General features: G+C 68.8%; 15 protein-coding genes. 6 read left to right on the plus strand and 9 right to left on the minus strand.

The genetic code is table 11. The features are described from left to right. Positions 1-223: 223 nt before the first annotated feature. The 4 genes from MTQ10_RS06430 to MTQ10_RS06445 all read right to left on the minus strand — a co-directional run bounded on the left by MTQ10_RS06430 (position 224) and on the right by MTQ10_RS06445 (position 3,849). A complete protein-coding gene (locus MTQ10_RS06430; protein ID WP_247463158.1) occupies positions 224-928 on the minus strand; it encodes a hypothetical protein in 705 nt (234 codons plus the stop codon). Positions 929-1,302: 374 nt separating this feature from the next. After that, the gene (locus MTQ10_RS06435; RefSeq protein ID WP_247463160.1) at positions 1,303-2,205 is read right to left on the minus strand and encodes an LLM class flavin-dependent oxidoreductase; all 903 of its coding nucleotides are present in this window, start codon (positions 2,203-2,205) and stop codon (positions 1,303-1,305) included. 155 nt (positions 2,206-2,360) lie between these two features. Beyond that, positions 2,361-2,840, minus strand: coding sequence for an NUDIX domain-containing protein (locus tag MTQ10_RS06440; RefSeq protein WP_247463162.1), 480 nt, complete (start codon positions 2,838-2,840; stop codon positions 2,361-2,363). A gap of 91 nt (positions 2,841-2,931) precedes the next feature. Continuing rightward, a complete protein-coding gene (locus MTQ10_RS06445) occupies positions 2,932-3,849 on the minus strand; it encodes an FkbM family methyltransferase (protein ID WP_247463164.1) in 918 nt (305 codons plus the stop codon). Between the two features lie 101 nt (positions 3,850-3,950). On the opposite strand from MTQ10_RS06445, the gene MTQ10_RS06450 reads away from it, so the two are divergent. Beyond that, positions 3,951-4,451 carry an AAA family ATPase gene (locus MTQ10_RS06450; RefSeq protein WP_247463165.1) on the plus strand — a complete coding sequence of 167 codons (501 nt, stop codon included), beginning with the start codon at positions 3,951-3,953 and terminating at the stop codon, positions 4,449-4,451. On the opposite strand, the gene MTQ10_RS06455 is transcribed toward MTQ10_RS06450, so the two are convergent. From MTQ10_RS06455 to MTQ10_RS06470, 4 genes are read right to left on the minus strand one after another with little or no spacing between them, the layout of a single operon-like run. After that, positions 4,409-5,305 carry a glycosyltransferase family 2 protein gene (locus MTQ10_RS06455; protein ID WP_247463167.1) on the minus strand — a complete coding sequence of 299 codons (897 nt, stop codon included), beginning with the start codon at positions 5,303-5,305 and terminating at the stop codon, positions 4,409-4,411. The genes MTQ10_RS06450 and MTQ10_RS06455 overlap by 43 nt on opposite strands. Next, entirely contained in the window at positions 5,302-6,537 is a 1,236-nt protein-coding gene (locus tag MTQ10_RS06460) for a hypothetical protein (RefSeq protein ID WP_247463169.1), read from the minus strand. The genes MTQ10_RS06455 and MTQ10_RS06460 overlap by 4 nt, the downstream gene beginning before the upstream one ends. Further along, a complete protein-coding gene (locus tag MTQ10_RS06465; protein WP_247463171.1) occupies positions 6,534-7,238 on the minus strand; it encodes a hypothetical protein in 705 nt (234 codons plus the stop codon). Before MTQ10_RS06465 ends, MTQ10_RS06460 begins: the two co-directional genes overlap by 4 nt. Then, on the minus strand, positions 7,235-8,389 hold the full coding sequence (locus tag MTQ10_RS06470) for a glycosyltransferase family 1 protein (RefSeq protein ID WP_247463173.1): 1,155 nt from the start codon (positions 8,387-8,389) through the stop codon (positions 7,235-7,237). Before MTQ10_RS06470 ends, MTQ10_RS06465 begins: the two co-directional genes overlap by 4 nt. Before the next feature lie 143 nt (positions 8,390-8,532). Between MTQ10_RS06470 and MTQ10_RS06475 the strand changes: the two genes are divergently transcribed. From MTQ10_RS06475 to MTQ10_RS06485, 3 genes are all read left to right on the plus strand, one after another. Further along, positions 8,533-9,504: a helix-turn-helix domain-containing protein gene (locus MTQ10_RS06475; RefSeq protein WP_247463175.1), complete on the plus strand. Its 972-nt coding sequence runs from the start codon at positions 8,533-8,535 to the stop codon at positions 9,502-9,504. Further along, on the plus strand, positions 9,501-10,070 hold the full coding sequence (locus tag MTQ10_RS06480) for a peptide deformylase (protein ID WP_247463177.1): 570 nt from the start codon (positions 9,501-9,503) through the stop codon (positions 10,068-10,070). Before MTQ10_RS06475 ends, MTQ10_RS06480 begins: the two co-directional genes overlap by 4 nt. Positions 10,071-10,282: 212 nt before the next feature. Beyond that, positions 10,283-10,849: a hypothetical protein gene (locus MTQ10_RS06485; RefSeq protein ID WP_247463179.1), complete on the plus strand. Its 567-nt coding sequence runs from the start codon at positions 10,283-10,285 to the stop codon at positions 10,847-10,849. 233 nt (positions 10,850-11,082) lie between these two features. Here MTQ10_RS06485 and MTQ10_RS06490 read toward each other — a convergent pair whose 3' ends face one another. Further along, entirely contained in the window at positions 11,083-11,382 is a 300-nt protein-coding gene (locus MTQ10_RS06490; protein ID WP_247463181.1) for a hypothetical protein, read from the minus strand. Positions 11,383-11,638: 256 nt separating this feature from the next. Between MTQ10_RS06490 and MTQ10_RS06495 the strand changes: the two genes are divergently transcribed. Together MTQ10_RS06495 and MTQ10_RS06500 are read left to right on the plus strand one after the other, a co-directional pair. Further along, positions 11,639-12,310 carry a uracil-DNA glycosylase gene (locus MTQ10_RS06495; protein WP_247463184.1) on the plus strand — a complete coding sequence of 224 codons (672 nt, stop codon included), beginning with the start codon at positions 11,639-11,641 and terminating at the stop codon, positions 12,308-12,310. Between the two features lie 164 nt (positions 12,311-12,474). Continuing rightward, on the plus strand, positions 12,475-13,251 hold the full coding sequence (locus MTQ10_RS06500) for a hypothetical protein (RefSeq protein WP_247463186.1): 777 nt from the start codon (positions 12,475-12,477) through the stop codon (positions 13,249-13,251). Positions 13,252-13,302 lie beyond the last annotated feature (51 nt).

A 13,302-nucleotide genomic window follows, 5' to 3' on the forward strand; every position in this document is an offset into this window, starting at 1 on the left:
CTGGCGATCAGCCTCGCTCACCTCGCCGGATGGAAGAACAACGCCGCCGCCCACGACCACTACCGCAACCACCCCGCCGACGCCCTACGCGAACTCGGTCTCACCGGATGAGCACGCATCACGCCTGGAGGTTGTGCAGGCGGGACACCGGCCACGCCGAGAACATCTCACCCGCGACCAGTAGTCACGGAACAACCCTTACTCGAGCGCCCCGGCGCGGCTCTCAGGGGTGCCCGTGATTGCAGACTGTGCAGGCTCTTTCTGCATCGCCTGCAGCAATCCCTGGGGGCCAGAACTGATTCATTTCAACCTTGTCCGAGTTGTAGAAGTTACTGCGTCCGCGCACCCGATCAAAGAAGAAGACCCACGTCAGGGTGAACCATTGGAATCCGAAGAAGCTCCAAGTTCCGACGAGAGCCCCTGCGTTATCCACCCATGGGCCGTGGTCGCCCAGCCATAGACTCCCTTCCTCCTCGCCGTGAAATTTCATGTGCTTGCCCATTTCTAGCTTCGCAAGATTAACCCCCATCTCCATATTCAGGTGCGGCGCTCGCTTTCCGCTGCCATCTAGGAAGTCAATCACCGCCTTGGGGGTCTGCAAGCCATCCTCGGCCAGGCGGCAGCCGATTGCCTTCACGAAGTACCTGACCAGCGCTTCTCTTTCGTTGCGCCAGTCGGATCCATAGATGTTGGAAAATTTGAAGGAAAAATACTCCTCGCCTACTCGACTATTCGTGCGAACGTATCTGGAGAAAGTCTCGTACGCTGCATCGAATGGCTGACTTCGCGAGTTATTACAGTTCGCGCAGAGTACTTTCGCAAACTTGAGGGTGTCAGAGTTCGGCCCTTGCACTTGCCCAAGATAGCTGCTTCCGTTAACCACTCGAACGACCTGGCCGCGCATCCAAGCCTTACCGAAGGTTCCCACGACGTCAGACTTCTTGTGTCGGTGCTCGCGGGAATCCGCTAGCCCTCCGCACCACCAGCATTGGTCGGGCCTCGCCCGTTGAAGATGACTCGGAATCCACGAAGGTAACTGGGAAGTCATGGCCTCATTTTCCCACCACGGCCTTAGGTCTGCAGGCGTTTCTGCGTCCGCTTGGGTTCAGGGTCTGCGGCCCTTCGATGTGCCGCGCTGCAGATCCTGGCGTGGCACCTTCCCGTCGCTCACCGATCCGAATGGACGGATCTACCCGACGGCGGTGATCTCTGATGGACAAGCCGGCGCTCCGCAGGCGGGAAGAGACCTGGCCACGTCGAGGTGGACCCTTCCCGGCATTGCTAGCCTCGATCCCTTCGAGGTCAGCCCAGCTGCCCAACAGCCTCCGTAGCAATTCCTTCGAATGCGGCCTGGTCGGCGGCGAAGTCTGAGTCGGGGATCGGCCAGTGGATCACGATCTCGGTGAAGCCGAGCTCCTGGTGGCGGCCGGCGAAGTCGACGAAGGCGTTCACAGACTCCAGCGGTCGGCCCCGGTCCGGGGTGAAGCCGGTCAGCAGGATCTTGTCCAGCTCGGCCACATCCCGCCCGGACTCGGCGCACGCCTTGCCGAGCTTCTCGACCTGCCCGCGCAGTGCCTCCACCGACTGCTCCGGGGTCCCCTCCTCGTACAACTTCGGGTCGCCCGTCGTCACCCACGCCTGCCCGTACCGGGCGGCCAGCCGCAGCCCGCGCGGCCCGGTCGCCGCCACGGCGAACGGCAGCCGCGGGCGCTGGACACAGCCTGGGATGTTCCGCGCCTCCTCCGCCGTGTAGAAGTCGCCTTTCTGCGAGACCGCGCCCTCGGTGAGCAGGCGGTCGAGCAGCGGCACGAACTCGCCGAACCGGTCCGCCCGCTCCTTCGGCGTCCACGCCTCCTGGCCGAGCGCGGTGGCGTCGAAGCCGTTGCCGCCGGCCCCGATGCCGAGGGTGACCCGCCCGCCGGAGATGTCGTCGAGCGAGATCAGCTCCTTGGCGAGCGTCACTGGATGCCTGAAATTAGGCGACGTGACGAGGGTGCCCAGGCGCAGGCGGTCCGTGGCCGTGGCGGCGGCGGTAAGGGTGGGCAGGGCGCCGAACCAGGGGCCGTCGCGGAAGGTCCGCCAGGAGAGGTGGTCGTACGTGTACGCGGCGTGGAAGCCGAGTTCCTCGGCGCGCTGCCACTTCGCGCGGCCTCCCTCGTGCCAGCGGTCGACGGGAAGGATCACGGTGCTCAGGCGCAGGCTCATGCCACCGAGCCTACGTCGGCCCCAGGGGTGTTCCCGTGCGACTCCAGAGCGTGACGTCCTCACGCTGCGGCGATCCGGTCTGGTGCGAGGTGGGCGGCACCCGACGGAGCCGTCTCAGTGTGGCGACGAGGCCCGCCGATCACCCTGGTGCCGGCTTATTGCGCAGCGGTGATCGACCATCCATGGCGGGAGAAGGACGGGCCTCCATCCCGGTACGCCGCCAGGGCCTGCGTGGAGGTCGGGAACGCGGGGGTGGGCAGGCCGCTCGCGGCGACCCACTCGGCCGTCAGGTGCTTGTCCGGCTCGGGGTTGGTCAGCTCACCGGCCCACGTGTCGGTGGCGAAGACGAACAGGACGAACTGCCCGGCCTGGTCCCAGCCCTGTTCGACGTGGATGACCTGGACGAGGGCGAGATCCGCCGGGTCGACGAGCAGGCCGGTCTCCTCCTTGAGTTCGCGGGCGGCGGCCTCGTCGAGGGCTTCGCCGGGTTCGGCCTTGCCACCGGGGAGGGTCCAGGCCGGCTGCGGGGACCAGTTGCGGGCTCCGTAGAGCACGGCGGCGATCGTGTCGGCGTCCTTGTCGTGGACGATCACGCAGACTGCGTTGCGGCTGTTCATAACGCTGGTGTTGATCACGTGCCCACTCCTCGTCGACGTGCCGGAAGGTGTCGGTGGTCCTGGCGGGCGGCTCGGACCGGCCGGGCCGCTCGGAACGTGGGGGTGCTGCTCAGCGGCCGAGCATGAGGCGATCGGCGTTGGTGCGGGAGAAGACCAGGTCGGTCATGTGCTTCGGGGTTTCGGTGCACCGGACCGGCGGCTGCGGTCGGCGCATGGCCCGGGGGTAGGTGGCCGGGTCGTAGTCGTTGGTGAGCGTGTACGCGTGGAAGCCGTGCTTGCGCAGGGTGTCGATGATGTCGGCGGCGCTCTCGCCCTGCTTGGCCAGGAGCCTGGGGGTGACTTCCACGACGAGTTCCGCGTCGTCGCGCAGGTCCACCAGCGCGGGCAGCAGCCCTCGGATGGCTGCTGCCTCGGCGCCTTCGACGTCGATCTTGATGATCCGGGTGGTGGCGAGCTCTGCCCTGCTGACCAGGCCGGCCAGGGGTGCGGTCGGCACGTCGAAGGCCACGTGGACGTGCCGGGGCCGGACGGCGGTGGTGTGACCGAGGTTGGCGGGGTCCTCCAGATAAAGAGTCAGGGTGCCGTGGGTGTCGAAGGCAGCGGAGCGGACGGCCCGGATGTTGGTGCGGTGGTTGGCGGTGGCCACGGCGGTCAGGTCGTCGTGGAACTGCGGGGAGGGTTCAATGGCGACGACACGGCCGTGGGGTCCGACGGCATGGGAGGCCAGGAGGCTGAAGGCGCCGCGGTGAGCTCCGACATCGATGAAGGTGTCGCCAGGCCGGAGCCGGTCGCGCAGGAAGGCGCTCAGGTTCGGCTCCCACTCGCCGAACAGGTACTGGTAGCGCTGGATGACGTCGCTGGTGGTGACGCCGACCTTGTCGCCGGACCTCAGTCCGACGGTGGCGTGGATGGGGTGAGTGCGCAGGTGCTCGTCGAGGAAGCGGCCGACGAGCTGGACCTTGCCCACGGTTCCGGGTGCGTGGCGGACGTAGGCCCGTAGCGCGCGGGCGAGTGCGGAGGCGGACACGGGCGGCTCCTTCGGGTGGTGGTGATGAGGAACGGGGTCCTGGGCTTGCCGGCGGTGGCAGACTGGCCAAGGAACGCTGGTGGTGTTGAGGGGAGTTGGCGGTGGCCGAGCGCACTCCGGTGGTGTTCCTGCTGGTGGGGCTCACCGGTTCGGGGAAGACCACCTATGCCCAGCGGAAGCTGGAGCCCGAGGGTGCTGTGCGGCTGTCCGTGGACGAGGTCGTCTATGAGCGGCACGGCCGGTACGGCGTCGACTACCCGGAGAACACCTACTTCGAGAAGGAGGCCCCGGTCGTCGCCGAGCTGCACGAGCGGCTGGCCGAGCTGGTCGCCGAGGGCCGGGACGTGGTGTGGGACCACGGGCTGTGGCCGCGTAAGGACCGGGATGCGATGAAGGAGCTGGTGGAGTCGGCCGGCGGGCGGTGGCGGCTGCTGTACTTCCCGGTGAAGCGTGACGAACTGCTGCGCAGGCTGGTGGAGCGCAACGAGCGGGAGGACGCCAACGCGCTCGTCGTGACGCCGGAGGCCCTGGACGACTTCTTCGCCCGCTTCGAGGCGCCTCAGGGCGAGGGCGAGGAGATCGTGGAGCCGGACTGGCTCTGAGTCATGTGCGGGCGCCAGGTGGTGGAGATCTTGGCGGCTTCGGCGGCCCAGCCGTCCGGCAGGCGGTCGAGGGTGACGCGGCGGAAGGCCAGACGGGGATCGGCGACGTCGATGCGGCCGTTGTGGCGGTCGACGTGCTGCAACAGGCGGGACGCCTCGCTGCGGACGGCCGGGGTGTGCTCGGCCCACTCACCGGAGGTGAACCGGTCGACCCGCCGGCGCAGGTCGTCCAGGACGCCCGAGCGCCACTTGAAGTGGTGCACGCACGCGAGCGTGTCCGGGTCGGGCTTGTGGCCCGGTGCCCGGTGGTTTCCGGACGCCACGGTCACCGAGGAGTGGGCGAGGACGATCTTGCGTGGATCGCCCTTGAGGAGCCGGTGGGTGAGGTGCCCGCCGAGCGGGAAGGCCCGGTCCAGTCCCGTTTCCGGGCGCCAGAGGGCCAGGCGGCCGTCGTTCGTGACGCGGTCGAGCATCAACCCGCCGATCACCTTGTGCCTGGCGGCCTCGGCCTGGGCGATCATCTCGGCGAGCGGGGCAGGGTAGGTCTGGAACTCGTCGGAGTCGGCGATCAGGTGCCAGCCTGTCCCGGCCTGCTCGCGCAAGGAGTCGCGGAGCCGGGTGTTGGTGTGCTCGTGCCACGGTCCGGTGCTGATCCGGGCAGGGATGATGTCGAGGTCGTGGCTGGCCGCGAGGAGCTGGTGCCGCCAGGCGTCGTGGACGTGGTCGGGGAAGTGGAAGGCGAGGTGGAAGCGTTCGATGCCGAGTCGGCGGTAGTGGGCAGTCCAGGCGGCCAGCAGAGCCGGTTCGACCGGGCCGACCACCGCGACCAGGGCGGGAGAGACGGTCGTCTTCATCGGCATTCCTTGGTCAGGCGGGTGTAGGTGTCGGCGAGGAAGGCGGCCTGCTCGGCCGCCGAGTGCATGTCCAGGACCCCGCGCGCCGAAGGACCCGGGCGGGCAGGCGCGTCAGTCGTGAGGCCGTCCAGCGTCTTGGCGAGGGCGTCCGGATCGTCGGCAGGGAAGAGCCGGGCCCACGGCTCCCCGATGAGCCGGGCGGTCAGCTCGGAGTCGTGTGCGGAGACGATCAGCGGGACGCCGAGGCGGGCGGCGTCCATGACCAGTCCTGATTCCTTGCCCACGCCGGGCTTCCGCGCGACAAGGGCCGCGTCGGCAGCGGCGTACACGAGCCGCAGGACCTGGTCGCCGACCGGGCCGGGCACGGTGTGAAGGCGGACTTTGGGGAGCTGATGCCAGCGTGTGAGGACGGCGTCGTCCAGCGGGGTGCCGCACACCAGGACGTGCAGCGGGGTGGTGAGGCGGGCGAGGGCGGCGTCGATGGCGGGGATGTCCTTGTACGGCCACCAGCCGCCGACCACGCACACCGCCTTCGCGTCGGCGGGGATGGTGAAGGCGGTGCGGGCACCGTCTCGTTCGGCGTCGGTCAGCGGGCGCCCGTCGTCGACCGCGAACGCTCGCACCTCACCCAGAAGGCGAGGGAAGGCCGGCGCGACCTGATCGCGGACAGCGGTGGTCGGATACAGCGCGATCACCCGTTTCTCGCCCCTGCGGGCGAGTCGGCCCAGCCACCGGACCAGGCGGTCTTCGGTGGTGACCGCCTCGTGGATGAACCGCAGGTGCGGGGTGCCGCCGAGCAGGGCGGCCACACCGTGCAGGGCCTCGTTCGCGCTGAGGATCACCACTGCCGAGGCCCGCGGGGCGAGGCGGCGTGCGGTGCGAAGGCAGGCGGCCTCGGTCAGGCACCGGGCGAGAAGGGTGACCTGGTGCGGGGACCTGCGGACCGCCAGCGGCCAGCGCCGGGAGGCGAAGATCTGCTGGCCGGCGGCGGAGACCCGTGCTGCCGCCCGCGCGACGGCCAGAAGGATCTTCGCCGCGGGCCCGGCCGGACCGACGGCGACCCGGGAACCGGACTGAACCAGCGGGCCCACGTCCTCGCTCAGGCCGCCCGGGGCGATGACGAAGCTGTCCGGCCGCGCGGTGGCGAGCGCCGCCAACGTGCGCTGGTGGTGTCCGCCGACCCGGTGCGCGTATGGCTCAATCAGCACCAGCGACCCGGGGGCGGCGTTCATCCGGTCACCGCCTGCTCGCCGTACAGCGTGGTGAAGTGCTGATACAGCCAGGGCGGGTCGTTGAGCGCCTCGAAGTGTTGCGGGTCGCGGGCGGCGGCCTTGGCGAAGCCGAGTCCGCCGCGGGCTCCGGCCGCCGCGTAGGCGGCGAATTCGCCATCGCGGCTGGCCGTCCAAGCGGCGATGCGTTCCTGGGCGGAGGCATCGGTCATGCCGTACTCGCTGCCGCGCGCGAGCATCGCGCACTCGCGAAAGCCCGCTTTCCACGCGTGGAACGGGCTCTGGTTGAACCGCGTGACCCCGGCGGTCTGGCGGCAGAACTCGACCCGGCCGGGCAGTGCGGCCAGCACGTCGACGGCCTGGCCCATCTCCCTCAGCGCCGAGCGGCGGATCAGCTTGAGCCCGCCGTAGCCGTAGGTCAGGCCGTTGACCGGGTTGACCGCCTGCCAGACCCGCATCGCCAATCCGTCAGCCAGCGGCTGAACCGCGGCGGTGGGGAACTCGGGGTCGATGGCGAAGTCACCGTCGGCAAGGAAGAACTGCTCGGTGTCGACCAGCTCGGCGGTGAGCCGGTAGGCGCGTCGCATCCCGCGGACTCCGTGCAGGCGCTTGACGTTGCCGCCCAGCACCCGGGCGAGGCGGGTGTGCAGACGGTCGGCCAGCGGCTCGTCGTAGGAGAGCTGGACCGCGTCGAAGCCGGTCACTTGATCGCCTCCAGGTAACGGGCGGCCACCATGGCGGGCGTGAGGTGGGCGGTGGAGGCGTACGCGCGCTTGGCGTGCACCAGGTAGAACTCGGCGTCCGTGGCGAGGCGCTCGGTGATCTGGACGGCCTGTTCGTCGGTGTCGAACAGCAGCTCGTGGTCGATGTGCTCGGCCAGCCAGCCGGTACGCGGGCCGATCACGGGCAGGCCCATCGCCTGGCAGTCGATCACCGACATGGACCAGGGGCAGCCAGATCGGAAGGGGGCGATGCCGAAGTGGGCGCCGGCCAGCAGGTTGCGGTAGCGGATGCGGTCGCCGCGGTCGGAGGCGATGGTGACGCCATCCGTGGTCGCCAGCTCCTCCAGGTGCCGTTCGGGGCTGGGGTCGAGACGGATGCGCTCGGGGCTACGGGTGCCGAACAGGTCCATCACCGTGAGCCGCACGGGGGCGTCGGCGACGAGGCGGCGGGCGAGCTGGGTGAAGCGAGCGGTGCCGTAGTGCCTGTACAGGCGGTGGTTGTAGATGCCGGTGGCTCGGCCTTCGGGCGGGGTGATGTCGGCCGGGTCGCGCACCAGCCGTACGTCCCTGGGGGCAGGGACGATGTGCAGCTTGTCGCCGAGGTCGACGCCGGTGCGGGCGGCAGCCGCGGTGGTCCAGGAGGCGGCGGTGGAGGAGTGGACCAGGATGCGGTCGCAGGCCGCGAGGCCGGCGGCGAAGGCCAGCAGCACGCTTCGGCTCAGGCTCCGGTCGTTCATCGCCGGGTCCAGCGCCAGGACTCCGGTGTCGGTGAAGGAGAACGGCAGATAGTGGCAGTAGCCGGCGATCAGCGCGTCCACCCCGGCTTCCAGGAGCGCGGCCCGGATCGCGGGGGCGGCCTCGATCTGGTTGGCCACCACCACCTCGGGCCGCCGGTCGCGGATCAGGGTGACCAGAGCGTCCATACCGGGGTCGAAGCGGGCCCGGTACTTGGTGGACGGCGAGACGGTGGGCGCGAAGTGCACGCGGGCGTCACCGACCGGGACCGGCGAGGCCACGGTCACTTCGGCCCCGGCGTCGGTCAGGGCCGGGGCGAGCAGGTCGGCGAAGGTGTAGCCGGAGTCGGCGGACAGCTGACTGGAGTTGGAGACGTTGAGCAGATACAGCACGCGCATCGCTGGGACCCTCCTGGTTTGGGCCCGGGGGTCGACCTGGGCCGGTAGAGGAAGGAAACTGGCGGCCGGGACCGTGACAGAATGGTGAATCGAGATCACTCACGGTTCATTCATCTCATCCGACGGCCAGGGCGGGGGCTTTGATGGACGCGCGGGACGACGCCTTGACGGTCGAGCAGGCCGCCGAGGCGTTCGCGGCGGAGGTCGCCTACTGGCGCGAGGTGCGGGGGCTGGCCAAGCGGGAGTTAGCCAGAAGGATGGGATTCGACCCGTCCTACGTAAGCCACGTCGAGTCGGGCCGTCACAAGCCGACCGAGGACTTCGCCCGACGCGCGGAGGAGGCTCTGAACGCGGGCAAGGCCATCTGGAAGCGCTGGCTGGACTACGAGACGGCCAAGACGCCCGTGGCACCGGCACCGGTCGTACCCGCCCCCCGCAGGGCCGAGCAGCCGTACGCGACCGGCTCGGCGATCGTCGTCGAGCACGACGCGGCCCGCCTCGACTACGACGGGCGCCTCTACCGGCTCACGATGCGCCGGCTGTTGCGGAACACCGGCGGTGAGCCGATCACCCGCTATCTGATCCGCATCAGCGTCGACCGCTACCCGGGCGAGCCGGAACGGTCCAACGCGCACTACCGCGAGCACCCGCTGACCTGGGACGAGCTTGCCCTGACCGCGACCTGTCGCGGTGAGGCGATGCGCTGGCAGGCCAAGCACGACCGCGACGCCTTCAAGGAGGTGTGGCTGCTGTTCGAGAACGAACAGGGCCGCTTCCCTCTGTACCCGGGCGAGTCGGTGTGGATCGAGTACGCCTACTCGGTGGGCGAAGAGAAGTGGGGCCGCTGGTTCCAGCGCGCCGTCCGCCTGCCCACCGAGCACCTGGCGGTCGAACTCGCCTTCCCCGCCGAGCTCGACCCGGCTGTGTGGGGCACCGAGACCTCCATGACCGCCGAGGCGGCGCCGCTGCGAACGGCCCCGGTCCAGCGCGAGGAGAGCGGGATGCGGGTCTTCTCCTGGAGCACGTCCACACCCGCGCTCCATGCCCGGTACCGTCTGGAATGGCGGTTCCGGGCGCGACCCGAACGTGAAGCGAGCCAAGGGGAGTTCAGGTGATCCAGGTGCGGCCCAGCGAGCAGATGCGCGGCCTCGGCGTCGTGCAGAACGGAGCCCCCGTCCTCGCCGAGCCTGCCCGCGCCTTCGACCTGCCGGCCGAGCGCGAGGCAGCCGAGCACGTCATCGAGCAGCTCTTCTCCGCGATGGAGCGAATCGGGCAGGTCCACCCCTTCGCCAAGGGCATGGGCATCGCGGCCCCGCAGATCGCGATCGGCCGGGCCGCCGCCGTGGTCCAGCCCCCCGACCCCGGTGCCCCGGCGATCGTCCTGCTGAACCCCCGAATCACCGACCGCTCCAGCGACGAGGACGAGCAGTACGAGGGCTGCCTGTCGTTCTTCGACGTCCGTGGCCTGGTCCCCCGGCCGCTACGGATCACCGTGGAGACCATCACGCTGGAGGGCCAGCTGGTGACCACCACCTACGAACGCGGGCTCGCCCGGCTGGTCCACCACGAGATCGACCACCTCGATGGCCTGCTCTACACCGCGCGGATGCGGACGGGCGTTGCTCCCATCCCCGTCGAGGAGTACCGCCAGACCGGCCGGGCGTGGGCGTACGAGCAGTGACGGCCGACAGCGCTGCCGGGTGCCGGCGAACGTCCGTCGTTACCTCAAGCCGTCCCCGGATGCGATCACCGAACCCACCAGTCTGCGTGCCCCGGGCGGCAGCGTCGATGCGCACGGGGACGAGAGAGCCAGGTGGTTGGTAGCGTCCTCCTGCAGCTGCGACACAGCATGCCAACGATGCACTTGGGATCGCCCACTCACAAGGAGAGCCAATGGCGCTGTTTCGCCGCCGCAAGGAAAATCAGGAATCACGTCCCATCACTGATCACGCCGTGGAACCCTTCGGAACTCGCTTCGCGGGCGCTTTGACAGTCCCGAAGAAGGAAGCGGACGCTCTGATAGCCGAGTCCCTCCTCTGGCAGTTTGTCCAGGATGCACTGGAAGAGGGAGAGGTCGAGTGGGTCACGTGTGGCGGTATGTGGGTTCCTGCTGACGCCCCGCCGCTTCCCGTGCGTTTCTACCTGACAGACCGTCGCGTGATCGTGGCCCTCGACAGTCCGAGCCTCCCGGCAAGAAGTATGGACCTCCCATTCGACGACATCGCCGTGTTCGACCCAGAAGGCCCTGTCGGCGGCCGTCGGCCGAAGCGAATCCAGTACCTCGTGATCACCTCCGAGAGCGGTAGGCCAGAGGACGGCGTCCGCACCATCGTCGAGTTCAACCTCGACGATGAAGGACATCGCTTCATCGGGACAGCAACGAAGGCTCTACGTGACCACGGTGGACTGCACGGTCGTCTGGAACGGGCCCGAAACTCTCGAAGCGAACCGTCCGCATAGAGGCTCCGCCCTCTTCAAGCCAGCCGCTGGTCCAACAAGCATGGTGTCTCGCCGCCGGCGTTCTTGTTGCGCAGTGTGAGCGGACACGCAGAGGGCCTCATTCTGCCGGGTGGATCCGGCAGCCGGGAGAAGTCTGGCCGAGCGTGTTCATGAGGTGGCGGACGAACGGAGCGAGGCGGGCGACTCCTCGTCATGGAGCCGCCTGCGCGGAACGGGACCGCCCGCATCTCGATCTACGGCTTTGGCTGGTCTTCTGGCCACATCGCGGGGCTGGCGCCGTCGAAGCCGTCCATGCACCCCTTCATGAAGTACTTGCGCACCTCGGAGATCGCACCCTCATCCATGGCGGCCTCGTAGTCCTGGAGCTGCTGCACGCACCCAGTGCCCTTCTCCGCTCCTGCCTGGCTCTCGTTGCGCCCGCTCAGGTATCCGGCCGCGTAGTCATAGGCGTTCGCTCCGCGCTGCACCTCGGCCCCGCAGCCGGTCGCAAAGGCGAGTACGGCGATGGAGGCCACCCCCCAGCGTCTGCTCATGTCCCCTCCCTGTGGTCTACATGAACGCGGAGACTGTAGCGCCCGCCCCGCTGGCCCGTTTGTTCGGCCGCCGATCCCCGGGCCCTTACCTCCCACCCCATGCCCCTCACTGCGGCCGAACCTTGTGGGGGCGCGTTGATCGACGTGTTTCTCTTCCTCACTTGATTCGGCTTCGGACGATGCAGGGATGCTGGGGCCACTGGGAGTGTTTGAGGACTCGATACCGATGTCAGGGGGGCCTGGCACACTGCGGCCCATGACTGCACGCGATCATCTTCGTTCCACGGCTCCTCGGGCTCTGCGCGACCTCGAAGCCCTGCAGGCACGGCTGGAGGCTGTGCGGACCGTACCCGCCGTACGTCCTTTGAACGACTGGGTGGAGAATCTGCGCGAACGTCTCGGGGACGGCGAGTCCGTGCCGTGGTTCGATCCCGCGTCTGGGGGCGTTGAAGCGCGCAGCTTGTTCCTTCTGGAGGCGCCCGGCCAGAAGTCCATGGGGGCGGAAGCTGCCTTGCGCCGTACGGGCAGCGGCATCATCTCCATCGACAACGACGATCCGACCGCGCAGAACTGCTGGACGCTGCGGGACGAGGCTGGTCTCCCCTATGAGCTGTCTGTGCACTGGAACGTCGTGCCGTGGTACCTCGGCACCGCAGACCGGATCGCCGCACCCGGGCGGACGGAGATACAGCGCGCGGCGCCGTTCCTGCATGAGGTGATCTCGATGCTTCCCGCGCTGGAGCTGGTCGTCCTGATGGGGCGCAAGGCGCAAGCCGGCTGGGCTGCCTATCAGGAGCAGTACGCGCCCAAGGTCCACACTCTTGCCACATGGCACCCCAGTCCGCGGGTGTTCGCCTCCCGGCCTGCGGCCCGCCAGGAGATCCTGGACACGTTGCGTCAGGCGGCCGATCTGCTGCGTTCCGCCTGAGACCGAACGGCGCACCCCGTGAACGCTGACGGGGCGCGTGCCCTGGGCGGGGCTATCTGCTTTCCCCTGTCCGGCTTCGGTGCTCTGGTGCTGGGTGGGGTCGGCGAGGTGAGGCTCGTCGGCCACGGGGCAGTTGTCAGTCGGGGGTGGCAGGATGCCCGGTCATGGGAACGAGAGATGACAGTGACGAGGCGTACGTCGTCGATCTGTGCAACCGGATCCTCCACGAGAGCGCCTTGACGCAGCACAAGTTCGACTGGCTGCTGGGAGATCCCGGATCCAACGGCCGTCGGGCCAAGCTGCCCGTTGACGCCTACTGGCCCGGTCACGAGCTCGTCGTCGAGTACCGCGAACTGCAGCACGACCAGCCGATGCCTCACTTCGACAAGCCGGACCGGCTGACCGTGAGCGGTGTCCACCGGGGCGAGCAGCGGGCCCTGTACGACGCCCGACGTGACACAGAGATCCCCGCACACGGGCTACGGCTGATCGTCGTCCGCCCGGCCGACCTTGACGCTGACAGCCGCGGACGGCTGCGCCGCAACGAGAAGGCCGACCTGGAGGCGCTGCGCAAGATCCTGGCCCGCGACAGCGACGAGGACCGCGTCACCGACGCCTTCCGCACGTGGCTGTTGGCCGAGGGCTGGACCCCGGTCGACCCCACGGACCGCTGGACCGACCTGGAGGCTGTACGCGACCACGAGCGGCTGATCTGCGAAGCCAAAGGCCGCACCAGCGAGAAAGGCATCGACGCCGACATCGCCTACGGCCAGCTGCTGCGCCGTATGACGAGCCAGGACCCTCACATACGCTATACGCTCGTCGTGCCCTCGTCGTCAGTCAAGGCCGCCGAACGAGTCCCGCTCCATGTCCGTGAGCTGCTGCGCATCGATGTGTACGAGGTGACGGACGACAACAGGGTGTGCCAGGTGACTGGGTAGGGCCACAGAGACGCTCCCACCTACGCAGCCAGGTCCCCGCGTCGGGCTGCT

Source organism: Streptomyces sp. XM83C, from assembly GCF_023072675.1.
Classification (GTDB): domain Bacteria; phylum Actinomycetota; class Actinomycetes; order Streptomycetales; family Streptomycetaceae; genus Streptomyces; species Streptomyces thermocoprophilus.

What these genes read in the sequence shown, in the direction of transcription:
- MTQ10_RS06435 (WP_247463160.1), bottom strand. Translation starts at nt 2,205, where the DNA reads ATGAGCCTGCGCCTGAGCACCGTGATCCTTCCCGTCGACCGCTGGCAC.
- MTQ10_RS06455 (WP_247463167.1), bottom strand. Translation starts at nt 5,305, where the DNA reads ATGAAGACGACCGTCTCTCCCGCCCTGGTCGCGGTGGTCGGCCCGGTC.
- MTQ10_RS06460 (WP_247463169.1), bottom strand. Translation starts at nt 6,537, where the DNA reads ATGAACGCCGCCCCCGGGTCGCTGGTGCTGATTGAGCCATACGCGCAC.
- MTQ10_RS06470 (WP_247463173.1), bottom strand. Translation starts at nt 8,389, where the DNA reads ATGCGCGTGCTGTATCTGCTCAACGTCTCCAACTCCAGTCAGCTGTCC.
- MTQ10_RS06475 (WP_247463175.1), top strand. Translation starts at nt 8,533, where the DNA reads ATGGACGCGCGGGACGACGCCTTGACGGTCGAGCAGGCCGCCGAGGCG.
- MTQ10_RS06485 (WP_247463179.1), top strand. Translation starts at nt 10,283, where the DNA reads ATGGCGCTGTTTCGCCGCCGCAAGGAAAATCAGGAATCACGTCCCATC.
- MTQ10_RS06490 (WP_247463181.1), bottom strand. Translation starts at nt 11,382, where the DNA reads ATGAGCAGACGCTGGGGGGTGGCCTCCATCGCCGTACTCGCCTTTGCG.
- MTQ10_RS06495 (WP_247463184.1), top strand. Translation starts at nt 11,639, where the DNA reads ATGACTGCACGCGATCATCTTCGTTCCACGGCTCCTCGGGCTCTGCGC.
- MTQ10_RS06500 (WP_247463186.1), top strand. Translation starts at nt 12,475, where the DNA reads ATGGGAACGAGAGATGACAGTGACGAGGCGTACGTCGTCGATCTGTGC.